Raw genomic sequence first — 26,642 nt, 5'->3', positions numbered from 1 at the left:
ATTGGCAGCGTCAGCCGCCGCTTAATTGATGCTCGCCGTATTCGCCGGCTCAACCGGCCGCGCCTCGTCGGCATAAGGCACGCGAAAACCATTCGCGGCCAGCCAGTCGATTGCCGCCTTCGGCTCGTCGGTCTGGATGATGGTGGCGCCGCGATCGGCCCAGAAACCCCAGCTTTCGCGCGGCAGGCTGGCCTGCACCGCCAGTTCGTCGCCGCGGCCGCCGGCGAGGAAGCCGCCCGGTTTGTTGGCGATGGCGTAGGTGTCGGCCCAGATGTGCCAGTTGCCCCTCACAGCGGCCGCGCGCATGCGCGTGCTGAACAGCGGCCCGCCCGTCTCGGTCAGCGTCTCGGCGCCTGCCCGCCAGTTGATCAACTCGATCGCGCGCGGCGAGAAGGCGCGGTCGACCGTCCCGGCGAAACCGGCGTCATGCACCGCGTCATCAGCGATGATCGGCATGAACTGGAAGCCGCCGCCAATGGTCTCCATGGCGGCCTTGACCGTGGAAATCCGTTGTGAATTCCACAGGTTCTCCTTGACGATGACCTGTTCGGCCATGCCGAGATCGCGAGCGACCGCAATCATGCCCGGGAGGGCGCCGACGTCGAGCTTGTTGTCGAGGTTGATGAGGATGCGGTTTCTGGTCGCCATCAGCATCTCGTGCAGCGTCGAGACTGTTTCACTTGTCGCCGCACCGGTGCCCTCGACCACCAGCCGGCATGTCTTCAGTTCGGCCAGCGTGTACATGACCACCTCGCCCTTGCAGGTCGTGGTGCGGTCGAGCCAGCTGTCATGCATGACCACCAACTCGCCGTCCTTCGAGCGCCTGATGTCGACCTCGACGATTTCGGCGCCCATGGCGATCGAGCCCTCCACGGCGGCAATCGAATTTTCCGCGTAGAGCGTCTTGCCGGCCTGCATGCTGCCGGCGCGATGCGCAGCCACCATGACGTGATCGCGCCATTGGTTGGCATGCTCGAAGCGGTCGAGGATCTGTCTGGCGCGGGTCTCGCCGGCCAAGGCCTGGCCAGAGGCGGCTGCCACGGCCGTGTAAAGCAGAAAACTCAGCCAGATGGTCCGCATCGAGAATCGCTCCTTGCCGGATCGACACCCGGATAGGCGACGCCCGTGACATCTGGGTGAACGAAGCCGGCTAGCGGAATACTCGCAGCAGGTGCGTCAGATGCGTTTCGAGAGCCTGCGGAACCACGCCATGGCCGGCATCTCGACGAAACGCCAGGTGATCCAGGAGGCGGCAATGGTAGCGGCGAGCATGACGACGATCGCCACCGCCCCCGTCCAGCCGGCACCGAAGCCGGTGGCAGGCTGGCCGCGCAGCATGAAGTCGCCGATCAGGCCAAGGCCGAGCTTGCGCTCGACGAGCCCCGCGACGTTGATCAGGCGCGCCTGGACGAAGATGTGGACCATGTAGATCGAATAGGACAGCGCGCCAAGCGTCAGCATGAACGGGGCTCTGAGCAAGGCGCTGATCCAGCCACCCTCATGGGCGAACAGAAACAGCGCCAGCGCGAACACCAGGGGTGCCGCGATGCCGAAGTCATTGTCGCCCGCCAGCGAAACGAAAAGCACGATGACGGCCACCATGACGATTTCGGCAAGGGTCCAGTCCATGCGCGGGCCGCCCCTGGCGAGAGCCTGTCGCGCCCCTGCAATGGAATCATGCTGAAACCAGGCCAGCAAGGCGCCGAGCGAGAAGCCGTACAGGCAACGGATGAAGCCGAAATCGAAGGACACATCCATATGATGGGTCGAGAAGCCGAGCAGGAACAGCGGCGCAGTGACGGCGGTCGCGACGAACCATATCCAGGCGCGCGCGCCGGCGACGAAGACCACGCCGGCAAACAGGAGATAGGCGAAGAACTCGGCCGAAATGCTCCAGCTCGGCGCATTCCAGGTCAATTGATCCTCGAAGCCGACACCCTGCAGCAGAAGGAGATTGGCAAGCAGGCTGTTGAGGTCGAAGCCGCCGGTGAAGGGGGCAGCCCCCGTGCCGTGCAATTGCGGCAGCATCAGCCGCAGCAGCTCGAAACCGGCGAAGGCGGCAAGCATGAGCAGATGCAGCGGGTAGATGCGGCCGAAACGGACCAGGGCGAAACGCGCGACCTGTCCCGGTTGGTTGAGCCGATCGCCGTAGCTGCTGGCGATGACGAAGCCGGAAAGGACGAAGAAGAAATCGACGAACAGGTAGGACGAACCGATGAAGGCGCTTCGCGAAATCGTCGAACCGGTAGGAAAGTGAAACAGCGCCACCAGAAGCGCGCAGATGCCGCGCCACGAATCGAGGACCAGGAAGCGTTCGCCGGCGACCGTGCCGGTGTGGGTCGACGCCGCGGCACGGGTGGGGTTGAGAAACGCGGTCTGCGTCATGATGATACAATCCTGTCTTGCCGTGGCACTCGGGCAGCGCCATTCCGTCTCGCCAAGCTATGACTGGCATCTTCCGTGCCGGTTCTGTAGTTGTTGCAACCCGATGAAAAACGAGGATCCGTAATGGCGAACCACACCATCGACAACGCCTTCACCGCCCGTTCCAAAACGGGCGCCGCGTTCGAGCCGACCTATTCCGGCGCGCTGTCGTTCATGCGGCGCAAATACACCAAGGACGTGAAGGGCGCGGATGCGGTGGTGTGGGGTATTCCCTTCGATGCCGCCGTCACCAACCGGCCTGGCGCCCGCTTCGGGCCGCAGGCGATCCGCCGTGCCTCGGCGATCCTCGACAACGACCCGCAATATCCCTTTTCACGCGATCTGTTCGAGCATTTGGCGGTCGTCGATTATGGCGATTGCCTGCTCGATTCGGGCAACCATCAGAAGACGCCCGGCACGATCGAGCGCGAAGCGGCGAAGATCCTCAAATCAGGCGCCTTCCTGTTGACGCTCGGCGGCGATCATTTCGTCACCTGGCCACTGCTCAAGGCGCATGCCGCCATCCATGGTCCGCTCGCTTTGGTGCAGTTCGACGCCCACCAGGACACCTGGCCGGACGACGGCAAGCGCATCGACCACGGCTCCTTCGTCGGTCGCGCCGTCAAGGAAGGCATCATCGATCCCGACCGGTCGATCCAGATCGGCATCCGCACCCATGCGCCCGACACGTTCGGCATCAAGATCCTCCATGGCCATGAAATCGAGGAGATGCGGGCGTCCGACATTGCCTACGCCATTGTCGACCGCACCGGCGGCAAAAAGACCTATCTCACCTTCGACATCGACTGCCTCGATCCGGCCTATGCGCCCGGCACAGGCACGCCGGTTGCCGGCGGGCCGTCCTCGGCCAAGATCCTGTCGACGCTGCGCCAGCTCAACCAGATCGATATTGTCGGCGCCGATGTCGTAGAGGTTGCGCCGGCCTATGATCACGCCGATATAACGGCAATCGCCGGCTCGATGGTGGCCATGCAATATCTCGGTCTGCTCGCTGAACGGAAAGCCCGGCTTGAAGAGCTGAACAACGGCAATCACAATGGTGCCGCAGTGATTCAAGGCCAGGGCATATAGTCTTGAAAACTCAGGGAATTTGAACAACCCATGAAACCGAAAATCTTCATCGACGGCGAACACGGCACCACCGGCCTGCAGATCAGGGCGCTGCTTGCCGAGCGCGGTGATCTGGAGATCATTTCCATCCCCACCGAGCGTCGCAAGGAAACGGCGGCACGTGCCGAGTTCCTCAATGCCGCCGATGTCGCTATCCTGTGCCTGCCCGACGACGCGGCGAAGGAAAGCGTCTCGCTGATCGCCAACGACACCACCAGGGTCATCGATGCGTCGACCGCGCATCGCGTGGCGGAGGGCTGGGCGTATGGTTTCGCCGAGATGGACAAGGACCAGGCAAAGGCGATTGCCTCGGCAAAGCGCGTCGCCAACCCAGGCTGCTGGCCGCAGGGACCGATCGCGACGCTGCGGCCGCTGGTCACAGCAGGCCTGCTGCCGGCCGATTTTCCGATCACCGTCAACGGCATTTCGGGCTATTCCGGCGGCGGACGGCCGATGATCGAGGACTACGTCGCCAAGGGCGAGGACGCCTCGGAATTCCTGCCTTACGGCCTCACCCTGCAGCACAAGCACGTGCCGGAATTGAGGGCCTATGCAAGGCTGTCGCATGATCCGATCATGCAGCCGGCGGTCGGCAATTTCGCGCAAGGCATGATCACCGTGGTGCCATTGCAACTCGGCGGCCTCGACCATGTGCCGACCGGTGCGGAGCTGCATGCGGCGATTGCCGACCATTTCGCCGCCATCAAGGGCGGTGTGGTCGAGGTGGCGCCCTATGCGCATTCGGAGCGCATGCCGGAGATCGATCCGGAGATCTACAACGGCACCAACCGGATGAAGGTCTATGTCTTCGCCAACGACAAACGGGCGCAGGCCCTGCTGCTGGCGGTCTACGACAATCTCGGCAAGGGCGCCTCGGGGGCCGCCGTCCAGAACATGGATCTGATGCTCGGCCTCTGATGGACACGCCAGCCTTTCCGGCGCGCTGGAAAGTCAGCGCGCCCGAACTTATTGCCGAGACCTTTTCGAGCCGCATCTGGAAGGTTTTGCGCGAAGACGGATCGCCGGCGATCGTCAAGGCGCTGAAGCCTTTCGATGACGTCGCCGACGAGTTGCGCGGAGAGCACTATCTCGCCTGGCGGCGCGGCGAAGGCGCGGTGCGTCTGCTCGGCCGCGACGGCCACAGCATGCTGCTCGAATATGCCGGTGAAACCCTGCTGCAGCAGGTTCTCGACGAACAGGGCGACTTTGCCGCGACCGCAATCGCGGCGGAGGTGATGGCAAAACTGTTTTCACGGGGGAAAGCCCCCTACCCGTCCGAGCTTCAGCCGCTCCGGGAACGCTTCGCCAGCCTGTTCGACAAGGCGAATACCGATCGCGACGCCGGCCTTGACAGCCTCTATGTCGAGGCAGCCGTCATCGCCGAGCGGCTGCTGGCCGATCCGCAAGACATCAGGCCCCTGCATGGCGATCTGCATCACGAAAACATCCTGCACGGGCCGCGCGGCTGGCTGGCGATCGATCCGAAGGGCGTGCTCGGCGATCCCGGCTTCGACGCGGCGAACATGTTCTACAACCCGCTCGACCGGGACGATCTCTGCCTCGATCCGGAGCGGATCGCTGATATGGCCGAGATCTTTGCCAGAACACTGAGCCAGACACCGACCGCTATCCTCGATCATGCCATTGCCTATGGATGCCTGTCGGCGTCCTGGCATCACGAGGACGACAATGCGGTCGAGGAGAATCGCGAATTGTCGATCGTCAAGGCGATCCGGGCGGTGCGGGCAGGCTTCTGATCCGACCCAGTAGATCGGCTCGGGATCAGCCCCTGAGCGCTATCCCCGTCGGCAAGGGATAGGCGCCCTTGGTGCCACGCCAATGGGCTGCTGCAAAGCCCAGCACGATCAGCGCAAACCCCTGATGGGTCAGCGCCATATGCAGCGGCACATGCATGAGCAGCGTGCCGATGCCGATCGAGGCCTGCGCCAGCACCAGTAGAAACAGCAGCGTCGCGCGGCGCGCATGCGTCGAGCCTGGCAGCCGCCGGCGCGTGGCGATCATGTGCCACAAGGCCACGACGAATACCGTGTAAGCGCCAAGCCGATGGACGAACTGCACCGTCTTCGGGCTCTCGAAGAAGTTGCGCCATGCCGGCTCGAGAATCAGCAGATCGCCGGGAATGATCTTGCCGTCCATCAGCGGCCAGGTGTTGTAGCTCAGGCCCGCATCGAGCCCGGCGACCAGGCCGCCGAGATAGATCTGGATCAGCGCCAGCAGCACGATGAAGCCGGCCAGCCTCTGCGTCGACCTATCGGCGGCAGGCTCGGAATGCGGCGCCAGGCCCCGCGCGACCACCATGGTGGCGGTGAAGATCAGCGCGGCAAGCGTCAGGTGGGTCGCCAGCCGGTACTGGCTGACGGAGACCCGGTCGACCAGGCCAGAGGCCACCATCCACCAGCCGATGGCGCCTTGCAGGCCGCCGAGCAGCAGAATGCCCACGAGTTTCGGACCCAGGCCGCGCTCGATGCGGCGCGTCGCCCAGAAGAACAGCAGCGGCAAGGCGAAGACCAGGCCGACGCTGCGCGCCAGGATGCGATGCGCCCATTCCCACCAGAAGATCGATTTGAACGCTTCGATGCTCATGCCCTTGTTGAGCTCGGCATATTGCGGGATCTGCTGGTAGAGCTGAAATTCCTCCTGCCATTCGGCATCGTTGAGCGGTGGGATCACACCATGGATCGGCTTCCACTGCGTAATCGACAGGCCGGAATCGGTGAGCCTGGTGGCGCCGCCGACCAGCACCAGCGCAAACAGCACCAGAAGCACCACATAGAGCCAGGCGCGCAGCAGCGCCCGGTTATGCAGGTCGCGGTCGCGGGCGACGTATGGCGCGGCAGCTGATATGGCAGCCATGATCTTGTCCCGGCAGGTTGATTTGGCGGATTGGTGGACCATCGCACCCGTGCTGGCAAGACCATCCGGCGCGGCACGCCGTCGCGCCGCGTCTCACCGGTTGCGCAGTCTCGCCTCAAGGCCTATGCGAGGCCGTTACCCCTTGAGCCTGCCAGGCCGCCTGTGCAAATTCCGGCATGCTCGATCAGGAGACCAACCATGCCCCTGCGCCTGAAAAAGCTGATCGGAATGTTTCTGCTGGTGGCGCTGGTCATCATCTATGCGCTGGTCGCATCGATCTTCGCGGTCGCCCGGCTGTCGGAGTCGGGTCCGTGGGTGCATTTCCTGTTCTTCCTGCTCAGCGGCCTGCTCTGGGTGCTGCCGGCAATGGGCATCATCAAATGGCTGATGCTGGAGCCGAGGGCCAAGCGCTAGGCGAAACCGCCAGCGTCAGATGGTGACGACCATCTTGCCGGCATTGGCGAGCGGCGTCGTCACGCCCGACAGCATGGTGCGAATGTGGGCGAGCCTCTGATAGCGGCCGTTGACGGAAATGCGCGGCAAAGCATGCAGGAACCCGGCATGTTCGGCGCGCAGCACGCCGTGGCGCGTCGTCACGGCAGAGGTGTAGCCTGCGTCACGAGCAAAGCCGACTTCGCGACAGCCTACGGCACTCGCATAGCCATAGGGGTAAGCGAAATGGCGGGGCTCTTCGCCCAGTTCGGCCAGCAACATGGCGCGCACGGCGCCGATCTCGTGCCGGGCATCGGCTTCGGAGAGCCGCTTCAGATTGCTGTGGTTGATCGTATGGGCGCCGATCGTCACCAGCGGATGCGCGGCGATGCGGCGGATTTCGTCCCAGTTCATCAGTGTCCGCAGGCGCGGACCGTCGGCGTCGATGCCATTTGCGCGAGCCAGATCGCGCAACACCGCCTGCAGGTCCTCCTCGCGGATTTCGGAGGTGAGATAGGCGTGCAGGCGTGCATTGGCCTGCAGCTTCTTCGCGGGGGTCGAGCAATCGATCGTCAGCGGACCCTTCGGCCGCGTCAGCGTCAAGGTATCGCGCGCGTTGACGATGTCCTCGACAACGTCCCACCACAGGTCGGCTGTGCCGTTGATCAGCCCGGGCGCGACATAGATGGTGATCGGCGCGCCGTGCTTCTCCAGCACCGGCAGCGCCTCGACCATATTGTCGCGATAGGCATCGTCGGCGGTGATCGTGGCAAACTGACCGCCTTTGCCGCCCGCCTTGATGCACTCCACCGCCTCGTCCATGGAGACGAAGGCATAGCCATGCGCCTTCATGTCGGCGATCATGGCGTCAAGGAAGCCGGGCGCGATATTCAGATGCCGGTTGACGCTGTCCGGCTTTTCCGGCGTCGCGGTAACACGGTGCAGCATCAGGATGGCGCCAATGCCGCCGATGAACGGCTTGGCCAGCGGTGCAAGGCCGGTATAGCGGGCGACGTTCAGCGCCAGTTTCCGGATTGCCTCCCCGCCGTCGATCATTCATTCACCTTTTGCGCCTAGGCTGATCCAAGCACGGAATGCGCCTATGCGAACCCCCAAATCGCGACCAATACGCCCTAAGGATTGAGGTATGGTTGACGCAACTGCGTCATTTGACGGCAATCGGCTTGCGGCGACCGAGGCATCGTCGCGCGCCTTGCCACAGGACCGTGCCGGCCTGGCGATCTCGGTGGCGTCCACGGACGGACTGGCGGCCTATGCCGAGTTCTGCCGCTCGGCTCTGTTTGGTCCGGCGCAGGGTGCTGCCTGGGTCCTGAACTGGGCGGCCGAGACACGACCGGACCTGCTCGTCGCGACGCTGAGTGCCGAGGGCAAAACGGTTTTTTCGCTGGCGCTGGAGATTGCCTCGAAGGGGCCGTTCCGGATCGCCCGCTTCATGGGTGGGCGCCACGCCAACGGCAACTTCGTCGCCGCGGACCCGAACTGGCTGGCCAAGGTGGATATGCCGGCCCTCCGATCGGTGCTGGCGGCCATCGCCGAGGCACGCCCGGACATCGATCTGGTCGCGCTCGAGCGGTTGCTGCCCGATCTCGACGGCGTCGCCAATCCGCTCGCATCGCTTGACCATTTTTCCAGCCCCAATCTGTCGCTGGCCGTCGATCTCGCCGGCGGCTTCGATGCGCTGCTTTCTCGCGCCAGCGGCAAACGCAAACGCAAGAAGCACCGGTCGCAGATCCGGAAATTCGAGACCGTCGGCAGCCACCGGCGCATCGAGGCCCGCACCCCCGACGAGGTCGACAGGCTGCTCGACGCCTTCTTCGAGATGAAGGAACTCCGCTTCCGCAAGATGGGCATCGCCAACGTCTTCGGCGACGCGCAGGTGCGCGGCTTCTTCCGCGCGCTGTTTTCGCAAGCACTTAGCGAGGACAAGCCTTCCTTCGTGCTGCACGGGCTCGAGGTTGCCGGCAAGCTGCGCGCCATTACCGGTTCAAGCCGCTCGGGCAAACGCCTGATCTGCGAATTCGGAGCGATCGCCGAGGACGATCTCGGGCACGCCAGCCCCGGCGACTTCCTGTTCTTCGACAACATCCAGGAAGCCTGCGAGACCGGTTTCGAGGTGTATGACTTTTCGGTAGGAGATGAGCCTTACAAGCGGCTGTGGTGCGATATCGAAACGCGGCATTTCGAAGTGCTGGTCCCCTTGACCGTGAAGGGCCGCATGCTGGCGCTGACGCTTCGGCAAGGCGCGCGGCTGAAAGCCTTCGTCAAGAACAGCCCGACGATCTGGAAGCTGACCAAGGTGCTGCGCCGCAAAGCCGCCGGCCAGGCGGCGCCCTCGGAAGAAGATAGCTAACGCAATGACGCCGATCATCCGCACACTGTCCCTGCAGGAACTGGCGCTTCTCGTCGACTGGGCAGCTGCGGAAGGCTGGAACCCAGGTCTTGAAGACCCGGCGATGCTCCAGGCGGCGGACCCCGAAGGCTTCATCGGCGCCTTTGTCGGCGACGACATGGTCGCGGCAATTTCGGCCGTGGCCTATGGCAGCGAATTCGGCTTCATCGGCCTCTACATCTCCCGGCCTGACATGCGCGGCATGGGCTACGGCAAGACGGTGTGGGACGCCGGCATGAAAAGGCTTGCAGGCCGGACCGTCGGCCTTGACGGCGTCGCCGAGCAGCAGGCCAATTACCGGCGCAAGGGCTTCGCGCCGGCCTACGAGACCATCCGCGTCACCGGGCGCAAGGCAGGCCCGGCGGCCAGGGCCGATGGGTTGCGGACGATTACAACGCAACTCCTGTCCGATGTCGTCGCCTATGACGCCCATTGTTTTCCGGCGCCGCGGCGGGCCTTCCTGCAGCGATGGCTGCAAGAACCGCATCATGGGTTGGCGGCAATCGGTTCGCGCGGCGTCACCGGCTTTGGCGTGGCGCGCCGGTGTCGATCTGGCTTCAAGATCGGCCCGCTGTTTGCCGACGACATGGAAATCGCTTTGCAACTCCTGGAGGGACTGGCCGGTGCCTGTGAGGGCGGCGAGCTGCATATCGACGTCCCCGCCGATAACACCGGTTTCATAACTGCGCTCGATGCGGCCGGCTTTGCGCCGACCTTCACCACCACGCGCATGTACAAGGGGCCTGCCCCGGAACTGGACCTGCAAAGGGTGTTCGGCGTAACGACCCTGGAACTGGGCTAGATCGGGCGAACCGCTGAACGGCTCCGCCAGGCGATCCGCGGCTCTCTCAGGCGGCGGCAGTGCGCCGTCCCGGCACCGGATTGCCGGGCGGTTCGTGGCCGAGCGGCGTCACCAGCGTCAAGTCGGGATAGCCGTTCTCGATCAGTTTGACGGCAGCCTGCGTCACCTCGTCGTCGGCCTCCAGCATGGAGAGAAAAACCTCGGTGGCGTCGCCGGTCAGACGGCCGATGCCCTGCGCGTCGGCTGGTCCGCACTCGACCACGACCAGGTCGTAGGCTGTGGTCAGTGACTGCATGATGATCGGCAGCCGGTCGGCGGCGCGCATGGCGCGGACCGGATCGGCGGTTCCGACCGGAATGACGTGACAGTCCGAGTAGAGATCGGCATGGATGACGTCACTGAACTGCGCTTCCGAAGCGAGCAGGTTGGTGATGCCGGGAAAAAGTCCGCTGTCCAGCATCGGCCGCGAGGCGGCCCCCGACGCGGTGAGGTCCAGCAACAGCACGCGCAGCCCGGCGTCGGCGACTTCGCGCGCCACCAGGATCGCCGATGCAGCCGCCTCGTCGCCTTCCGGCGAGACGAATATGGCGCGCGCCGCACCCCTTGAGATCAGCTTTTCGGCAGCCCTTTCGATGTCGATCTCGCCCAGGGTGGAGCGCGCCGGTTCGGGCTCGACAACCGTCTGCTCTGTCGCCGCCGTAGCGGGCATTGCGACCACATCCGGCGCCTCGGCCATGGCCTGCATCGCAGCGGCATAAGGCTCCGCATCGGCTTCATGCGCAGGTTCAGGCAGTTCCTGGTGAATGACGGCTTCCTGGAAGACGGCAGGCTCGGGGCGGACAAATGGCTTGGCGGCCGGCGTCTGCGCCACATGGGGCATCGCCACCTCATCGATCCGTTCGAAACGGGAACCGCTCGCCGGCCGCATCGCGCGGCCTGAGAACAGCTCCCGCAGAAGCGTCACGATGGCCATGATCAGCAGCGATGCGGCGAAAGCCGCGCCGACGATGGGCCCCACCTTCGGAAAATAGGCCTCGGAGGGAACCGACGCCTTCGAGGCGATCCGGGCGTCGACCGGCAGATAGTTGCGGTCCTGGCGCGAAGCGGCTTCGCGGTAGTTGGTCAGGTAGAGTTCGAGCTGCTGTCGCTTGGCGGTCGCGTCGCGCTGCAGTGCGTCGAGGTCGACCTGTTGTTCGCCGGCCTGCGCCGAAGCGGCTTTCAATGTGTTGACGTCGGCGACGAGCTGGTTCTCGCGGGCCTTTGCCGTCTCGGCCTGCATCAACAGGCCTTTCATGATCTTCTGGGCCTCGCTGCGAATCTGCGCGTCGAGATCGGACAGTTGCGATTTCAGCGCGCGAATGCGCGGATGATTTCCAAGCAGCGTCGTCGACAGATCGGCGATGTTGGAGCGCAATTCGACCTGTCGCTCACGCAAGCGCTGGATCAGGTCCGATGACAGAACCTCCGGCACGGCGTCCAGCGAACCGCCATTCTGCAGCGCCCTGCGCACACCGTCGGCGGTCGCTTCGGCCGCAGCGCGGTTGGCGCGCACTTTCGACAGTTCGCTCGACAGTTCCGAAAGCTGCTGGGTGGCCAGCACCGAATTGTTGCCACCCATCAGAAGATCGGACTGGGCGCGATAGGCGGCGACCTTCGCCTCCGCATCCTTGACCTGCCGCTGCAGGTCGGCGATCTCGGGCGCCAGGAAGTCTGCCGCGGCGCTGTTCGATTCGAGCTTGGCCGCCCCTTGCCCCGCTATATAGGCGGCAGCGATGGCGTCCGGTATGGCGGCCGCGAGCTTGGGATCTTCCGATGAGAACTCGATGGCAATGATGCGGGTCTTCTCGACGCCGTAGACGTTGAGCTTCTCGTGCATTTTCTTGAGCACGCGCTCTTCCGTCGGAATTTCCATCGGGTCGCTTTTCAGGCCGACCAGAACCAGAGCGCGGCTCAGCGCCGACATGTCGAGCGCTTCATTGAACTCGGGCAGTTTTTCCAGCCCAAGCTTTTGCGAGACCTGCTTGAGGATTTCGTTGGAGGAAATGATCTGGACCTGGGTGGCGACGCCCTGCTCGTCGAGAATAGGCTTGTCGGTGTCGTTGTTGTTGCTGGCCGGCCGCGTGTAGATGGATTCGCGCGGCGCGATCTCCACCTGCGTCTCGGCCTTGTAGTGCCGGGTTGCCCGCGAGGCGAAAGCAAAGGCCAGCCCGGTCGCCAACAGGACGACGAGGCCTATACGCAGCCAATTCCTCGCCAGGCTGGCGAAGAGCTGCCTGAGATCGACATCGACATCTGCGGCCGCGGACTGAACGGACATGCATCCCTACTCCGATACTGGGTCAGCACGCACCGTAAACAACTATGGTAACTCAGCCGTTAAGATCGCGGTAAGTTTCCGTTAGGGTTTACTGGCGGGCGACAAACAAAACCGCCAGAAATCGCAAAAACTCTTGCCGATGCGCCACGTGTCGGCCGCTCCCTTTACCGGCCATTAACCCTAACAGGATGATAACGGGCCTCGATCCCTGATGTTTGCTGCGACGCCGCAGCGGCCCAGTCGAAGGTACTTGTCCGGTCATGAAAAGCACTGCTTCCCTGTTTCGCGCGCTGCTTGCCGTATCGATGCTGGCTGGCTGTTCCAGCTACCGGCCGACGCCGGCCGCCTTCCATGAGGTGCTCGATCAGCCCTACCGTCTTGGCTCCGGCGATCGCGTCCGCGTCACCGTGTTCGAGCAGGACGGGCTGACCAACACCTACAGCGTCGATCAATCCGGCTATCTCTCCTTCCCGCTTGTCGGCGCCATACCGGCGCGCGGCCACACCGCGCAGCAGATGGAAAAGGAGATCGCCGACAAATTGCGGCAAGGCTATCTGCGCGATCCCGACGTTTCGGTCGAGATCGACCGCTACCGGCCGATCTTCGTCATGGGCGAAGTGGGTGCCGCCGGCCAATACTCTTACGTCCCCGGCCTGACGGTGCAGAAGGCAATCGCCATTGCCGGCGGCTTCACGCCGCGCGCCAACCAGGAAAGCGTCGACATCACCCGCGACATCAACGGCAAGGTGATGACCGGCCGCGTGGTCACCTCCGACCCGCTGCTGCCGGGCGATACGGTCTACGTCCGCGAACGCCTGTTCTGACAGATACCAAGTGGCGGACAGGCTCAGGATCGTCCATTGCTTTCGCTCACCCGTCGGAGGAATTTTCCGGCATGTGCGCGACCTGACCGAGGCGCAGGTCGCCGCCGGGCATTCCGTCGGCATCGTCTGCGATTCGACGACGGGCGGCGCGTTCGAGGAACATCTGTTCGAACAGATGAAGAACATGCTGGCGCTCGGCATTCATCGCACGCCGATGCAGCGCCACGTCGGTCCCGGCGACCTTGCCTCGGCTTGGCGCACGTACAGGATCATCAAGGAATTGCGGCCGGACGTACTGCACGGGCACGGCGCCAAGGGTGGCGCCTATGCCCGGCTGTTCGGCTCGTTGTTGCGGGTATCAAGGTCTCGCGTAGCCCGCCTTTATTCGCCGCATGGCGGCTCCCTCCACTATGACGAGAACACGACCACCGGAAAGCTGTTCTTCGCGCTCGAGCGCTTCATGGCTCGTTTCACCGACTATCTGCTGTTTGTCTCGGACTATGAGCGGCGGACCTATCGCCACAAGGTCGGCGAGCCGCCCATTCCCAACACCTTGGTCTATAACGGCCTGCGCGCCACAGAATTCGAGCCGGTGATCACCGCGCCGGACGCAGCCGACCTGCTTTATATCGGCATGATGCGCGACCTGAAGGGGCCGGACATCTTCATCGACGCATTGGCGCTCGCCGGCCCACGGTTCGGCCGCGCGCTGACCGCGGTGATGGTCGGCGACGGCGACGACCTACCGCGTTACCACGGGCAAGTGAAACGCCTCGGGCTCGAGCGCCATGTCCGCTTCCTGCCGCCGATGCCGGCCAGGGAGGCCTTTGCCCTTGCCGCGCTTATCATCGTTCCTTCGCGCGCCGAAGCCATGCCCTATATCGTCCTGGAAACGCTTGCCGCGGGAAAGCCGATGATCGCAACCGCGGTCGGCGGCATTCCGGAGATATTCGACACCGGTTCCCCTGCCCTGATCCGACCTGACCCGATCGAGCTCGCCGAAAGGATGAGCCAGGCGCTGGCCGACCCGGCCGCCTATCGCGACCTGATGCCGGATGAGGCCGACCTCAAGGCACGCTTCGGCGCCGATGTGATGGCCGCCGACATCGAGAACGCCTATTTCGCCGCGCTCGACAGGTAGGCGCAGGACCAAGCCGTTCCAAAGCCGTATGTTGTTTCAAGGGTTTCTTAGCTCTCTTTTGCTATGACCGAGGGGAAGCTTGCGGAAAGCCCTCATGAACGAGATCGACCCCGCGCGCCGCTTTTCAGCAGAGGCGGTGCGTAAATTCGACGGCCCGGCCGATGGCGACACGCCAAGCGGCATGAACGATGTCGCGCGCCAGGTCGCCTCGCAGTACCGGCGCGATACGATGTCGCCGATCATGGTCAGCGGTGTCCTGCGCATGGTCGAATTCGGCTTGCTGTTCCTGTCCGGGCTCGCCGTCTATTTCCATTATGTCGGGTTCTTCAATTATCTCGCCTGGCAGTATCCGGTAACGATCGCCGCCGCGTCGTTCCTTGCCGTGGTGCTGCTCGACGTCACCGACTGCTACCAGATCGTCGCCCTGATGCGGCCGATCGCCAATTTCGGCCGCGTGCTGCTGGTCTGGGCCGGCACTTTCGCCCTCATGGCGCTGACGGCGTTCGTCATGAAGATGTCGGAAAACTATTCGCGCCTTTTGTTGGGCAGCTGGTTCGTCATCGGCTTCGTTCTCATCTTCGGCCTCAGGCTGGTAATGTCGAAGCTGATCCGGGCCTGGGCGCGCGATGGCCGCATGGAGCGGCGCGCCGTCATCGTCGGCGGCGGCAAGGCGGCGGAAATCCTGATCCGCTCGGTCGAAAGGCAGCCCTACAACGATATTCGCATCTGCGGCATCTTCGACGATCGCGGCGACAAGCGCTCGCCGCCCATCGTCGCCGGCTACCCCAAGCTCGGCACCATTTCGGAACTGATCGAATTCGCCCGCATCGCCCGTATCGACATGCTGATCGTATCGTTGCCGCTGACCGCCGAATCGCGCGTTCTGCAGTTGCTGAAGAAGCTGTGGGTGCTGCCGGTCGACATCCGGCTTTCGGCGCATTCCAACGCGCTGCAGTTTCGCCCGCGCGCCTATTCCTACATCGGCGCGGTGCCGATGCTCGACATCTTCGACAAGCCGATCAACGACTGGGATTCGGTCGCCAAGCGCGCCTTCGACATCGTCTTCAGCCTGATCGGCATCGTCGTGTTCTCGCCGGTGATGCTGGCGACCGCCATCGCCATCAAGCTCGACAGCAAGGGGCCGGTTCTGTTTCACCAGAAGCGGCACGGTTTCAACAACGAGATCATCGAGGTCTACAAGTTCCGTTCGATGTATACGGACAAGGCCGACCCGACCGCCAAGCAGACCGTGACCAAGAACGACCCGCGCGTCACCCGCGTCGGCCGCTTCATCCGCAAGACCTCGATCGACGAGTTGCCGCAGTTCTTCAACTCGCTGCTCGGTTCGCTGTCGCTGGTCGGCCCGCGCCCGCATGCCATCGCCGCGCAGTCGCACAACCTGCTCTACAACGAGGTGGTGGACGGCTATTTCGCGCGCCATAAGGTCAAGCCCGGCGTCACCGGCTGGGCGCAGATCAATGGCTGGCGCGGCGAGATGGACACCAACGAGAAGATCCGCATGCGCACGGAGTATGACCTCTACTATATCGAGAACTGGTCGTTGCTGTTCGACTTGCGGATCCTGTTCCTGACGCCGCTCCGGCTGCTCAATACGGAAAACGCCTATTGAGTGCGATCAGCCATGATCTGCCGCAGGCCGTGGTCAACGCCAAGCTGATCGCGCTGATTTCGTCGGGCGCGGTTTTCCTCGGCATTCTGCTGTCCGGCTTCGTCATCAGCGAGCCGGCGCCCTATGAGCTCTACATGGCCGGGCTGATTGCCATCTGGGCGCTTTTCGGCTTGCGGATTTCCCGCGCGGCAACGCCGCTGCTGGTGCTGCTGGTGACGATGAACATCGGCGGCATGATCTCCATGACGCAGATGGCGGACCTCGCCAACACGCCGCTCTATCTCGCCGTCTCGCTGTTTCTCGCCTTCAGCGCAGTGTTCTTCGCATCGATCACCGCCGTACAGCCGAACCTCTACCGATTGATCTTCATTGCCTATGTGGTTTCGGCCGTGGCGACCTCGCTGCTTGGCATTGCAGGCTACTTCCACGCCTTTCCGGGCGCCGAGATGTTCACCAAATACGATCGTGCCGCCGGCGCCTTCCAGGACCCGAACGTGTTCGGCCCGTTCCTGGTGCTGCCCGGCATCTATCTGCTCTATCTGCTTTTGACCGGACCGGTGACACGCATGCCGCTTTTGGCGGTGCCGCTGCTGATCATCACCGCCGGCATCTTCTTCTCCTTTTCGCGCGGCGCCTGGGGCATGTTCGCGGTTTCGGCCGTCCTGCTCACCGGCTGCCTGTTCCTGCAGAGCGCCAGCGGCATGTTCCGGCTGCGCGTGGTGGTGATGACGATTGCAGCACTGGCGCTGCTGGTCGTCGCCATGATCGTCATCCTGCAGCTGCCCGGCGTGTCGGAGATGTTCTCCAACCGTGCCCATCTCGAACAGAGCTACGACACCGCCCGTCTCGGCCGCTTCGCCCGCTATGGCATCGGCTTCCAGATGGCGATGGAGCATCCGTTCGGCATCGGCCCGCTGGTCTTCGGCACGATCTTCGGTGAAGACACCCACGACATCTGGCTGAAGATGCTGATGGATTATGGCTGGCTCGGCTTCGTGTCGTTCCTCGCGCTCGTCTTGTGGACGATAGCAGCCGGCTTCCGCATCCTGCTGCGCGACCGGCCGTGGCAGCCCTATCTCCTGTGCGCCTATGTCGCCTTCATCGGCAATATCGGGCTCGGCACCTTCATCGACATCGACCACTGGCGCCATGTCTACCTGCTGCTCGGCCTGATCTGGGGCGCCATCGCGCTGGAATACAGGCACCAACGGCTGTTGCGGCCTGCCTTGCGGGGCTCGCCGGCACCGGCATAAAAGTCGCGGGAGTGAGAGCGCTTCACGTTGGCCTTCGGTGGAGATCCGGCCCGCTCTACATCACGACGAAGACAGCTTCGAGAGCTTCCCGAATGGATTTGCTACCCGAATACGAAGTTTCTGATGGATTTCCTGACTAGGCGCTCTACATGCGCTTTACTCGGCTTCATTTGCGCTTTGAAGCGTCAGGCCAGTGTAGATCGAGTGCTCGACGGACGGTTGGTCCATGGCAAAAATATGCGGTTGTGGCAAAAACATCACATAATTTCATTTCGCTCCCGGCTATTGTTGTTCCCGAGGGAATTACTTGGGTTGGGAGAAATACGTGAATAGATTCTTAGCAGTTCTCGCGGTTGCCGCCCTGTCGGCAAGCACCGCGTCAGCAGCAGACATGTTGGCCCCGGTTGCGGGGTCGGCCTATGACTGGAGCGGCCTCTATGTCGGCGGCCATCTCGGCGTTGCCAATGGTGACATCACGGCAACGGATATGACCGAGCCAAACGGTGGGTTCTTCACCGACCTCGTTCCGGCGGGAACAGAAGGATTTGACTTCAACAAAGCCGGCGTAGCCGGCGGTATCCATGCAGGCGCGCAATGGCAGTGGGGACAGTTCATTCTGGGCGGCGAAGCGACCTGGACGGCAACGGGCATCCGCAAGACCATCACCAGCCCCTATTTCCCGGACAGCGACACCGAGACCGCCAAAATCTCGAATTATGCCACGGTCGTTGGCCGCGTCGGCTACGCCTTCGATCGCGTGCTGATCTATGCCAAGGCTGGTTATGCCGGCGGCAAGGTGGATTTCCGTGCCCGAGACAACGACGCTCTGGTGGCCTACGAAAAGAATGAGTGGCAGAACGGCTATGCGCTCGGCGCTGGCATCGACTATGCCCTTACGAACAACCTCTCGCTTGGCGTGGACTACACCCACGTTGACCTCGGCCATAAGACGAGCACGGGCGACAACGTGTTCGATGATGGCACTCTCGGCGACAATCCCGAGACCTATCGCACAGAGGCAAAGGTCGATGCCGTGATGGCCCGGCTAACCTACAAGTTTGGAATGGGTCAGTAGTGCATCGACATCATTTTCGCGGATCAGATCTAGCGTCAGGGGAGCTCGTCATCGCTCCCCTTTCCTCGTAGCCTACATATTCCTTCGAACATTCTGGCGATTGAACGAAGTCTTGAACTTCTTTGGGCAATTGCAGCCTAGAGCGGTGCAGGCTATGCCCTTCCAGGGCAAGACAAAGCACGTAGTGTGTCCGCCCTCGGTGACCGGAACCTAAGCAGCACTTGCGGTATGATTTGTCGGTGTGACTTTCGGTCACCAAAGGCACACCGGGACACCGTCTGTTCCCATTTCACCAATTTCAGCGAATTCGCCTCTTGCTTCTGAACCCTTGAGAATATAGGGCTTTCCGCGGTCCGGAGTGTAGCGCAGCCCGGTAGCGCACTTGACTGGGGGTCAAGGGGTCGTCGGTTCGAATCCGGCCACTCCGACCATTTTAGAAGCAGGACTTGCCCCCAAAAGTCCGCCTTTCCAGATGCCCGGTCAGTCTGGCCAAATCTCGGATCGGGACAAAATCCCGGAATGTATTCTCAATCGCCTTGCTCGAACTTCGGTTGAGCCCCTACCCCTGGCACACATCCACCCACTCAGCGCCGATTAGCTCAACCATCCTCTGCGGGCTGATCCGCACCGCCGCATTGGTGGCGCCTGCCGCGGGCACCACTTCCTCAAACTCGCGCAGCGATACGTCGCAATAGACCGGCAGCGGCGCCGGCAGGCCGAACGGGCAGACGCCGCCGACCGGGTGGCTGGTCGCTTCGACAACTTCCGCCGCGTCGAGCATGCGCGGCTTGCCGCCGAACTGGTCCTTGAACTTGCGGTTGTCCAGCCTGGCGATGCCGCTGGTCACCACCAGCATGGTGCGGTCGCCGACGCGCAGGCAGATCGTCTTGGCGATCTGCGCCGGCAGCACGCCATGCGCCTCGGCCGCCAGGGTCACCGTCGCCGAGCTCGCCTCCGTGACGATGACGTCGATGTCAGGCGCGTGGGCGGCGAAGAACGCACGAACGGAGTCCAGGCTCATATCGAAAAACCCATGGTTCAAAAACTTGAAGGACGGCGGATTGCTGTCCAGCAGCCGGGGCCGCCGCGCATATAAGCACGCGCGGCATACAAATCGGCAAGCGCCAGGCTGAAGCAGACGCTGCGGCAGGTACAAAGAAACCCGCCAAGAGGGCCTTGGCGGGTTCTCTGGAATGCCTGGTGCGGGTCTACGCCAGCGATCGACCTTGCGCCGCCGGCGGCGCAGCCGGGGTGATCAGAGCTTCTTGGGGAAGGTGAAGCGCGGACACAATACGACGCAGCTTCGACGGATCGGTCACTCTGCCGCTTTCGATATCCTCAATCTCGTCCACCGCCAGGCCGCATGTCAGGGAGAGCTCTTCCACGCTGTAACCGCGGGTCTCCCGCATCGCTCTGAGGGTGTTGTAATCTGGCCCGCTCCCGTTGGTTGCCGGTTCGGAGTGGGGTTCGCTTTTCGCATTATGGGGCATTGGCAACTCCATGACTGAAAGAGTTTGATCAAATGAGGAGTGTTGCCTGAGACGGTCGGGAAGATGCCCTCTCACTGGTGATTTGCCAAGAGCCAAAAGGGCCGTCACGGGATCGTGAACCAGGTGCCTGGCGCGGCCTCTGGCGCACACGTCGCGATCAAGTTGTTTTGAAGGCCTGATTGGCCTTTTGCCGGCAGTTTCGCCGCGCCCATTCGTTATCTCCGGGTCGCTGGCGCGAAACCATCCGGTTCCAGCCAGTTCTTTCCCGGAAGGATTTTTTGCAATGGACTTGAAGACAGTCATGGTCGTGCTCGGCACGATTTCCAGCCTTTCCGTCGCCGGCGCGGGCGCCGCCCAAGCCGCAGGCGCGCTTCGTGTGCGCGGCACGGTGGTCAGTTTTAAGCCCACGCTGCTCACCGTGAAAACCCGCCAGGGCGATACCGACGCGATCAAGCTCAAGGCCGGCTGGAAGATCTCGGGCGTCGCCAACGCATCGGCAACGGGCATCAAGCAGGGCGATTTCCTCGGCATTGCCTCCGTTTCGAAAGCGGATGGCGGCAGCGGCGCCCTGGAGGTGGTGGTCTTTCCGGCCGCGCTGAAAGGCACCGGCGAGGGTGACCGCCCCTGGGACCTGCAGCCAAACAGCCGGATGACCAACGGCACCGTCGCCGATGTTACCGATATAAGCGGGCGATCCGTCACGCTGACCTATGACAATGGCCAGACCAAGAAAATTTCGATTCCCGACACCACCCCTGTCGTCACCTTCGCGCCGGCGACGCCGACCGACCTCAAGCCGGGTGCGACGGTCTTTGTCACCGCTGAGCGGGGCAGTGACGGCGCACTCAGCGCCAGCCGCGTCGTGGTCGGAACCAACGGCGTGGTGCCGCCGATGTAGTCGGACAGGCGGCCAATGGGCCGCCTCTCGATCTTGCCGTGCATGGTGGCGGGAGGCTGGATTGGGCAGAAACAGTCCAGAAACAAAATTCTACAATCGGGAAATACTGACGAAAAAATTCAGGCGCGTAATTCCATTCGCGGCGGCCGGGCTATCGCCCCGATCCATATGCGCCGCGAAACAAAAGGAAACGATCCATGAAGAAGTCCCTCCTCTCGGCCCTCGGGCTTGCAGTTGCATTGGCTTTCACGGTGCCCGTCATCGGTGCGACGAGTGCGGATGCGGCCCCGATGGCAAAGCACCATCGTCACCACCATCATCATCGCCACCATGTCCGCCACCACCATCATCACCGCCACCACCACCATGTGATCGGAAACAAGGCCTAAGCACCGCAGACTGCCACCGAGAAGACCGGCCTTGGCTTCCTGTCCAAGGCCGGTCGTCCCTTGGCATTGCGGCGCGTTAGCTCGACACGATTTGGGCGCACCAAGTTCGTCGAATGACGGCGCCAGCTATCTCCAACATCAGAAGCACCGCCTCAGCGCCGGCTGAACAGCAGACTGGCGACAAGACCGAGCACCACAAGGCCGACAGCGGCGGCAGCCGCCGGATGGTCGCGGGCCGACCTCTCGATCACCCTGCCCTGTTTGCGCAGTGCCGGCATGGCGTCGCGCAGACGCCCCGCAAGATCGGAATAGGTGTCGAAGGCTGCATCGCGACCGTCCTCGTAGTAGGCGCCGCCTCGCCTTGCCACAGCCCTCTTCAAGCTGGCCAGTTCTTTGGTGAGAGCCGCGACCTGCCTGTCGAGATCGATGTCCGAGAGGGTCGAAAATGATGCCATGATGTGTTTCCTTCACTTGCAGAAGGAAACGTAACGCCTCACCGGAAGACGGGTTCCGGTTTCGAACTATCACGTCGGGCTGCGGTCAGCGCACCTGATCAAGCAGGCGCTTGCATTCCAGGAGGTCGAACAGCGCCTCCTGCAGCAAGGCCCTGTTGTCGCGCGAGAGTTTCGATGCATCCGGCTGCACCGGACCGTCCTCGTCGCTCTTGCCCAGGCCGAAAAAGCGACGGCTGGGTTTGACGCGCGGCTGGCCGACCAGTTCGTCGTCCATGCTGCGCGGCTGGGCCGCCGGCGTCAGCGGCACCTGGTCAGCCTGCCTTCGCTGCGAGATCGCCTCGACGGCGGCCATGTCGCCATTGCCGATGGCAACCAGGAAATGGTTGCCGTTCTCGCGCAACAGCTTCTGCACGCCCTTGATGGTGTAGCCCTGGTCGTAGAGCATGTGACGGATGCCCTTGATCAGCTCGACATCCTGCGGCCGGTAGTAACGACGGCCGCCGCCGCGCTTCATCGGCTTGATCTGGTTGAAACGCGTTTCCCAGAAGCGCAGCACATGCTGCGGCAAATCGAGATCTTCGGCGACCTCGCTGATGGTACGAAAGGCGTCGGGGCTCTTGTCCATGGGCGAATCCTCACGCTGGACGATGATCCGGCCTAGCTGCCGAATCGGGGCTTATTTCAGCGGTTTATGAAGCAATATTCAAGCCCGGCGTCATGGCGGCGGCGGTTTTCAACCGCGCTGTAGGATTACTTGCCGCTTTTGGCCTTGCCGCTCTGATGGGAGCGCAAGATACGGCTCTTCAGCACGTTGGACGACTTGAAGGTCATCACCCGACGCGGCAGGATCGGCACTTCCTCGCCGGTCTTGGGATTGCGGCCGATACGCTCGTTCTTGGAGCGGACGTGGAATGTCGCGAAGGACGACAGCTTCACCGTTTCGCCGCGCACGATGGCTTCGCAGATTTCATCCAGCACCGCTTCGACGAGTTCGGCCGATTCAGTGCGCGACAGGCCGACCTTCCGGTAAACTGCCTCGGCAAGGTCGGCGCGCGTAAGTGTCTTTCCCCCCATGCGACCGTCCCATCAGCTCAAAACATAAAATTCGGCACAACAACGGCAGAGCCTAAGTAATTGATCCGTCAAGGTCAAGGACCGAAACTGGACCGTTCGGCACTTACCAGCGAACCAGGACAGCGCCCCAGGTGAAGCCGCCACCCATCGCTTCCAGGAGGACGAGATCGCCCTTCTTGATGCGGCCGTCGGCAACGGCCACCGACAGCGCCAACGGCACGGAAGCAGCCGAGGTGTTACCGTGCAAATCGACCGTAACCACCACCTTTTGCTCAGCTATCCCGAGCTTCTTGGCGGAAGCGTCAATAATTCGTTTATTGGCCTGGTGCGGCACGAACCAGTCGAGATCCTCGGCTGAGATACCGGCTTGCGCGAACGTCGCCTCGATGACGTCGGTGATCATGCCGACCGCGTGCTTGAAGACTTCGCGGCCCTCCATCCGGAGATGGCCGACCGTACCCGTCGTCGACGGCCCGCCATCGACAAAAAGCTTGTCCTTGTGCGTGCCGTCGGAGCGCAGGCTGGCCGCCAGAACGCCATGGTCGGCGATCGTGCCCGCGCCCTCGCCCGCTTCCAGGATCATGGCACCGGCGCCGTCGCCGAACAGCACACAGGTCGAGCGATCGCTCCAGTCGAGAATGCGCGAGAATGTTTCGGACCCGATCACCAGGACACGCTTGGCCAAGCCGCCGCGGATGTAGAGATCGGCGGTGGTCACGGCATAGACGAAACCCGAACAGACCGCCTGCATGTCGAAGGCAAAGCCGTGATGCATACCGAGCCGGTTCTGGATCTCGACGGCGGTGGCCGGAAACGTGTTGTTGGGCGTCGAGGTCGCCAGCACGATCAGATCGATGTCGGCGGGCGTGAGACCCGCATTGGCAAATGCGGCACGTGCCGCCGCTTCCCCCAGCGAAGCCGTCGTCTCGTCATCGCCCGCGATATGGCGCTGGCGAATGCCGGTGCGCTGGGCGATCCACTCGTCGGAGGTCTCGACCATGCCTTCGAAATCGGCATTCTTCATGATTCGGCGGGGCAGCGCGGCGCCCGTGCCGCGCACGACTGATCTGATCAAAGTTCTTTCCTATTCCTTTGCGTCGGTGACGACGTCGGATTTCCTAGATGACAGGGCGCGCGGGTTGCGCGCATGAAACAGGTCCAGATCGGCCTCGATACGGTCGAGGAGGTTGTTGCGGACCATGTCATAGCCGAGTTCGATCGCGGCGGCGAACCCGTCAGAATCAGCACCGCCATGGCTTTTGACGACGATCCCGCTCAGCCCCAGGAAAACGCCGCCATTGGAGCGGCCGACATCCATCTTTTCGCGCAAGCGGTTGAAGGCGCCCTTAGCGAAGACGTAGCCGATCCTGGCCATCAGGGTGCGGCTCATCGCGGCGCGCAGATAACCCGCTATCTGGCGCGCCGTGCCTTCCGCGGTCTTCAGAGCGATGTTGCCGGCGAAGCCCTCGGTCACCACAACGTCGACCGTGCCCTTGCCGATATCGTCGCCCTCGACGAAACCGTGATAGTTCATCGAGGCCATGTTGGCTTCGCGCAGCATGCGCCCCGCCTCCTTGACCTCTTCCTGGCCTTTGATCTCCTCGACGCCGACATTGAGCAGGCCGACGCTGGGCCGGGCTATGCCGAAGACCGAGCGCGCCATGCCGGTGCCGAGAATGGCAAAATCGATGAGCTGTTGCGCATCGGCCCCAATGGTCGCGCCGACATCCAGCACCACGCTTTCGCCGCGCAATGTCGGCCAAAGGGCTGCGATCGCCGGGCGATCGATGGTGGCCATGGTGCGCAGGCAGAATTTCGACATCGCCATCAGCGCACCGGTGTTGCCCGCGGAAATGCAGGCGTCGGCCGTGCCGGCCTTGACCGCTTCGACGGCCTTCCACATCGATGACTTCCAGCGGCCGTGGCGCAGCGCCTGGCTCGGCTTGTCGTCCATCCTGACCGCAATTTCGCAATGGAAGAATTCGCTGATCTCGGCAAGCTTGGGAAATTTGGCGAGCTCCGGGCGCACGACCTCCTCACGCCCGAAGATGACGAAGCGGATGTCGGGACGACGGGTCGCGACCGTCATGAGCGCTGGAATGACCACGGCTGGTCCGTGATCGCCGCCCATGGCATCGATGGAAATCCTGATCACGCGGTATTTGTCTCACGGTTAGGCGGCAGGTCGTTTAGCGACCGCGAAGGTTCGGCGAAAATAACGGTTTTGGGCTGCCACACAACCGACTTTTCCGTCGCGGGCGAGCTTTTCAGGATTTTCCCAGCAAGGATCGCAGTTTTTGCTGAAATTCATTCTCCGCCGGTTCGGTCTCGCTGCCGGCGTTGAGCGATGCGCCCTGCTTACGCGGATAGGGGTCGATGGCGAGCCCGAAATACTGTTCGGCGAGTGCCCCGACATCGATCGTGTCACCGGAAAATGTCTCTGGACTGTCAGGGCCTTCCGCGTCGAGCAGGATCTCGCCGCCACCATCGAAACCCTGCCGTCCAAGCTTGGAATCCTCGGGCAGCAGCAGCGCTTCGACCGGTTCGTCGATATGCGCTTCGACAGGCTCGAGCGTGACGATGCAGGCCTGGGTGATGTCGGCTTCGACACGACCGCTTATCTTCACGCCATTGCGCTTCCACGACGCGACCAGAAGCTCGGCGCGATAGGATTCGACCGAAATCAACCCGTGCTCCTCGGCCAGTGCCGCACGCTGTGCGGCATCGGCTTCGATAACCAGCGGCAGGCCCTTTTGCGGCAGGCGCGTGATGTTTGCACGGAAGGAGACCGGGCTTTGCGGGTCCACATGCTTCATTGTTCAACCTCCTTGGCGGCGGGAAAGGTCAGCGTGCCGGAGACAATCGATTCGGATGTCTGCGCGGCCAGATGATTGCGCGCGTCGGTAACATAGTTGGCCAGCAGCGATGCCTCCAGCCAGGCGCCCGCGTCGGGCCGGACATTGCGGGCAAGAGCCGCGGTCAGCGCTTCATGGTCGTTTCTTTCCAGGGCATCGTCATAGGCAGCGGTTCGGCCATAAAACATCTTTGCCAGCTTTTTCATGCGTTTGGGCACGCCAACGTCGCCAATGCCCAATTCCCGCAACGAATGGTCGACGTCGAGGAAGAACTCGTCGATCAGCACCTGGGCGACCTCTTGCGCCGCACCGCTCTCACCGCGCAACCTGTGCTGGAACAGGAACATGTGCAGCGACAGCATCTCGAAACGGCCAAGCGGCGTGTCTGGCACATTCCAGTGGGAATAAAACACCGTCTGCCGCGCCGCCGCCACGATTTGTGCGTAAAGCGCCTCGGTGATAGCGCGGTTGGCGTAGCGTTCGCGGCCAAAAAAGCGCTGGAACATTGGGGATGGTCTCCTGGGGACCGTTTGTTGAAGTGGGCTTGTTGCATCGGCAAGCAAGCTGGTTTACCGGTTTCGCGGCCCAGCGCAAGTTGCGGCCAGCTAATGGAGTTGTTGTTGCGCGCGCTGAATTTCAAGTCGACCTTCTCGTCCAGGCCCGCCGGCGCGATCTCGCTGCTGATGATCGTTTCGGCATTATCGGCCTGCCACACCTCCAAGATGATCGGCGACCTCAGCCCGAGTGAGACGCTGACGCAAGGTTACGTCATAGACCAGCAGGCAATCGACCTGGTGCCGGTCGGTTCGAGCCGCGAGCAGGTGCTTCTGGCGCTCGGCACGCCGTCGACGACCGCGACCTTCGACAACGAGGCCTTCTATTACATTTCGCAGACGCGCAAGCGCTACGTCGCCTTCGACAAGCCACGGCTCATCGACCAGCATGTGCTGGCGGTCTATTTCGGCGCCGATGGCCGCGTCACCCAGATCGCCAATTACGGGATGAAGGACGGCAAGATGTTCGACTTCATCTCACGCACCACACCGACCGGCGGCAAGGACCAGAACTTCCTCAGCCAGATCATCAACGGTGCCAGCAAACTGGCACCTAGCATTCCGGGCGGCGGCGCCTAATTCCTTTCGGCTTCCATTCCGGGAGCCTCATCATC

27 protein-coding genes and 1 tRNA gene are annotated in these 26,642 nt (G+C 62.8%); 14 read left to right on the top strand and 14 right to left on the bottom strand.

What is annotated here, in order from left to right:
* Positions 1–21: 21 nt before the first annotated feature.
* Together AC0L2D_RS13960 and AC0L2D_RS13955 are read right to left on the bottom strand one after the other, a co-directional pair.
* Positions 22–1,080: a glycerophosphodiester phosphodiesterase family protein gene (locus AC0L2D_RS13960; protein WP_473541355.1), complete on the bottom strand. Its 1,059-nt coding sequence runs from the start codon at positions 1,078–1,080 to the stop codon at positions 22–24.
* Between the two features lie 96 nt (positions 1,081–1,176).
* Complete coding sequence (locus AC0L2D_RS13955) at positions 1,177–2,385, bottom strand: acyltransferase family protein (protein WP_473541354.1); 1,209 nt, start codon at positions 2,383–2,385, stop codon at positions 1,177–1,179.
* A gap of 123 nt (positions 2,386–2,508) precedes the next feature.
* Here AC0L2D_RS13955 and speB point away from each other — a divergent pair, with 123 nt between their 5' ends.
* Genes speB through AC0L2D_RS13940 form a run of 3 tightly spaced genes read left to right on the top strand, consistent with a single transcriptional unit; the run spans position 2,509 to position 5,312 of the window.
* Entirely contained in the window at positions 2,509–3,516 is a 1,008-nt protein-coding gene (speB, locus tag AC0L2D_RS13950; protein WP_013532211.1) for an agmatinase, read from the top strand.
* Between the two features lie 30 nt (positions 3,517–3,546).
* On the top strand, positions 3,547–4,473 hold the full coding sequence (gene argC / locus AC0L2D_RS13945) for an N-acetyl-gamma-glutamyl-phosphate reductase (RefSeq protein ID WP_013532212.1): 927 nt from the start codon (positions 3,547–3,549) through the stop codon (positions 4,471–4,473).
* Positions 4,470–5,312 (top strand): aminoglycoside phosphotransferase family protein, encoded by an 843-nt coding sequence (locus tag AC0L2D_RS13940; protein ID WP_473541446.1) that lies wholly within the window; start codon positions 4,470–4,472, stop codon positions 5,310–5,312. Before argC ends, AC0L2D_RS13940 begins: the two co-directional genes overlap by 4 nt.
* Before the next feature lie 25 nt (positions 5,313–5,337).
* Here the strand turns inward: AC0L2D_RS13940 and AC0L2D_RS13935 are convergent, their stop codons facing one another.
* Positions 5,338–6,429: a COX15/CtaA family protein gene (locus tag AC0L2D_RS13935; protein WP_224620234.1), complete on the bottom strand. Its 1,092-nt coding sequence runs from the start codon at positions 6,427–6,429 to the stop codon at positions 5,338–5,340.
* Positions 6,430–6,627: 198 nt separating this feature from the next.
* Here AC0L2D_RS13935 and AC0L2D_RS13930 point away from each other — a divergent pair, with 198 nt between their 5' ends.
* The gene (locus AC0L2D_RS13930) at positions 6,628–6,843 is read left to right on the top strand and encodes a DUF2842 domain-containing protein (RefSeq protein ID WP_013532215.1); all 216 of its coding nucleotides are present in this window, start codon (positions 6,628–6,630) and stop codon (positions 6,841–6,843) included.
* A 15-nt stretch (positions 6,844–6,858) separates the two neighbouring features.
* Here the strand turns inward: AC0L2D_RS13930 and AC0L2D_RS13925 are convergent, their stop codons facing one another.
* Positions 6,859–7,917 (bottom strand): polysaccharide deacetylase family protein, encoded by a 1,059-nt coding sequence (locus AC0L2D_RS13925; protein WP_473541353.1) that lies wholly within the window; start codon positions 7,915–7,917, stop codon positions 6,859–6,861.
* A gap of 91 nt (positions 7,918–8,008) precedes the next feature.
* Between AC0L2D_RS13925 and AC0L2D_RS13920 the strand changes: the two genes are divergently transcribed.
* Both AC0L2D_RS13920 and AC0L2D_RS13915 read left to right on the top strand, forming a co-directional pair.
* Positions 8,009–9,232 carry a GNAT family N-acetyltransferase gene (locus AC0L2D_RS13920; RefSeq protein WP_473541352.1) on the top strand — a complete coding sequence of 408 codons (1,224 nt, stop codon included), beginning with the start codon at positions 8,009–8,011 and terminating at the stop codon, positions 9,230–9,232.
* Positions 9,233–9,236: 4 nt separating this feature from the next.
* Positions 9,237–10,073 carry a GNAT family N-acetyltransferase gene (locus AC0L2D_RS13915; RefSeq protein ID WP_473541351.1) on the top strand — a complete coding sequence of 279 codons (837 nt, stop codon included), beginning with the start codon at positions 9,237–9,239 and terminating at the stop codon, positions 10,071–10,073.
* Positions 10,074–10,119: 46 nt separating this feature from the next.
* Here the strand turns inward: AC0L2D_RS13915 and AC0L2D_RS13910 are convergent, their stop codons facing one another.
* Positions 10,120–12,390 carry a GumC family protein gene (locus AC0L2D_RS13910; protein WP_473541350.1) on the bottom strand — a complete coding sequence of 757 codons (2,271 nt, stop codon included), beginning with the start codon at positions 12,388–12,390 and terminating at the stop codon, positions 10,120–10,122.
* A gap of 260 nt (positions 12,391–12,650) precedes the next feature.
* Between AC0L2D_RS13910 and AC0L2D_RS13905 the strand changes: the two genes are divergently transcribed.
* From AC0L2D_RS13905 to AC0L2D_RS13880, 6 genes are all read left to right on the top strand, one after another.
* Positions 12,651–13,214: a polysaccharide biosynthesis/export family protein gene (locus AC0L2D_RS13905; protein ID WP_473541349.1), complete on the top strand. Its 564-nt coding sequence runs from the start codon at positions 12,651–12,653 to the stop codon at positions 13,212–13,214.
* A 10-nt stretch (positions 13,215–13,224) separates the two neighbouring features.
* Positions 13,225–14,355, top strand: coding sequence for a glycosyltransferase family 4 protein (locus AC0L2D_RS13900; protein WP_127368454.1), 1,131 nt, complete (start codon positions 13,225–13,227; stop codon positions 14,353–14,355).
* A 94-nt stretch (positions 14,356–14,449) separates the two neighbouring features.
* Positions 14,450–15,985, top strand: a complete 1,536-nt coding sequence (locus AC0L2D_RS13895) for an undecaprenyl-phosphate glucose phosphotransferase (RefSeq protein ID WP_224672974.1) — start codon at positions 14,450–14,452, stop codon at positions 15,983–15,985.
* Positions 15,982–17,238 (top strand): O-antigen ligase family protein, encoded by a 1,257-nt coding sequence (locus AC0L2D_RS13890; protein ID WP_473541348.1) that lies wholly within the window; start codon positions 15,982–15,984, stop codon positions 17,236–17,238. The genes AC0L2D_RS13895 and AC0L2D_RS13890 overlap by 4 nt, the downstream gene beginning before the upstream one ends.
* Before the next feature lie 307 nt (positions 17,239–17,545).
* Positions 17,546–18,313 (top strand): outer membrane protein, encoded by a 768-nt coding sequence (locus AC0L2D_RS13885; RefSeq protein WP_473541347.1) that lies wholly within the window; start codon positions 17,546–17,548, stop codon positions 18,311–18,313.
* A 354-nt stretch (positions 18,314–18,667) separates the two neighbouring features.
* Positions 18,668–18,744: transfer RNA gene (locus tag AC0L2D_RS13880), tRNA-Pro, on the top strand.
* A 128-nt stretch (positions 18,745–18,872) separates the two neighbouring features.
* On the opposite strand, the gene AC0L2D_RS13875 is transcribed toward AC0L2D_RS13880, so the two are convergent.
* Positions 18,873–19,334: a YbaK/EbsC family protein gene (locus AC0L2D_RS13875; RefSeq protein ID WP_224672976.1), complete on the bottom strand. Its 462-nt coding sequence runs from the start codon at positions 19,332–19,334 to the stop codon at positions 18,873–18,875.
* Between the two features lie 187 nt (positions 19,335–19,521).
* Entirely contained in the window at positions 19,522–20,106 is a 585-nt protein-coding gene (locus tag AC0L2D_RS13870) for a helix-turn-helix domain-containing protein (RefSeq protein ID WP_473541346.1), read from the bottom strand.
* Between AC0L2D_RS13870 and AC0L2D_RS13865 the strand changes: the two genes are divergently transcribed.
* Positions 20,087–20,701: a hypothetical protein gene (locus tag AC0L2D_RS13865; protein WP_473541345.1), complete on the top strand. Its 615-nt coding sequence runs from the start codon at positions 20,087–20,089 to the stop codon at positions 20,699–20,701. The two genes, AC0L2D_RS13870 and AC0L2D_RS13865, sit on opposite strands and share 20 nt — an antisense overlap.
* Before the next feature lie 541 nt (positions 20,702–21,242).
* Here the strand turns inward: AC0L2D_RS13865 and AC0L2D_RS13860 are convergent.
* The 7 genes from AC0L2D_RS13860 to AC0L2D_RS13830 all read right to left on the bottom strand — a co-directional run bounded on the left by AC0L2D_RS13860 (position 21,243) and on the right by AC0L2D_RS13830 (position 25,980).
* On the bottom strand, positions 21,243–21,545 hold the full coding sequence (locus AC0L2D_RS13860; RefSeq protein ID WP_013532229.1) for an MDR/zinc-dependent alcohol dehydrogenase-like family protein: 303 nt from the start codon (positions 21,543–21,545) through the stop codon (positions 21,243–21,245).
* Positions 21,546–21,630: 85 nt separating this feature from the next.
* On the bottom strand, positions 21,631–22,170 hold the full coding sequence (locus AC0L2D_RS13855) for a MerR family transcriptional regulator (RefSeq protein WP_063167770.1): 540 nt from the start codon (positions 22,168–22,170) through the stop codon (positions 21,631–21,633).
* A gap of 125 nt (positions 22,171–22,295) precedes the next feature.
* Positions 22,296–22,619, bottom strand: a complete 324-nt coding sequence (locus AC0L2D_RS13850) for an integration host factor subunit alpha (RefSeq protein ID WP_013532231.1) — start codon at positions 22,617–22,619, stop codon at positions 22,296–22,298.
* Between the two features lie 103 nt (positions 22,620–22,722).
* Positions 22,723–23,694, bottom strand: a complete 972-nt coding sequence (locus AC0L2D_RS13845) for a beta-ketoacyl-ACP synthase III (RefSeq protein WP_473541344.1) — start codon at positions 23,692–23,694, stop codon at positions 22,723–22,725.
* A gap of 9 nt (positions 23,695–23,703) precedes the next feature.
* Positions 23,704–24,774, bottom strand: a complete 1,071-nt coding sequence (plsX, locus tag AC0L2D_RS13840) for a phosphate acyltransferase PlsX (protein ID WP_024504675.1) — start codon at positions 24,772–24,774, stop codon at positions 23,704–23,706.
* Positions 24,775–24,886: 112 nt separating this feature from the next.
* Complete coding sequence (locus AC0L2D_RS13835; protein ID WP_027162417.1) at positions 24,887–25,435, bottom strand: YceD family protein; 549 nt, start codon at positions 25,433–25,435, stop codon at positions 24,887–24,889.
* Positions 25,432–25,980 carry a ubiquinol-cytochrome C chaperone family protein gene (locus AC0L2D_RS13830; RefSeq protein ID WP_063167769.1) on the bottom strand — a complete coding sequence of 183 codons (549 nt, stop codon included), beginning with the start codon at positions 25,978–25,980 and terminating at the stop codon, positions 25,432–25,434. Before AC0L2D_RS13830 ends, AC0L2D_RS13835 begins: the two co-directional genes overlap by 4 nt.
* 114 nt (positions 25,981–26,094) lie before the next feature.
* Between AC0L2D_RS13830 and AC0L2D_RS13825 the strand changes: the two genes are divergently transcribed.
* Positions 26,095–26,607 (top strand): outer membrane protein assembly factor BamE, encoded by a 513-nt coding sequence (locus AC0L2D_RS13825; protein WP_013532236.1) that lies wholly within the window; start codon positions 26,095–26,097, stop codon positions 26,605–26,607.
* The last annotated feature ends 35 nt before the right edge of the window (positions 26,608–26,642 follow it).

The sequence above is a fragment of the Mesorhizobium sp. WSM4833 genome (genome assembly GCF_055811095.1).
This window is presented reverse-complemented; position numbering and strand designations above follow the sequence as displayed.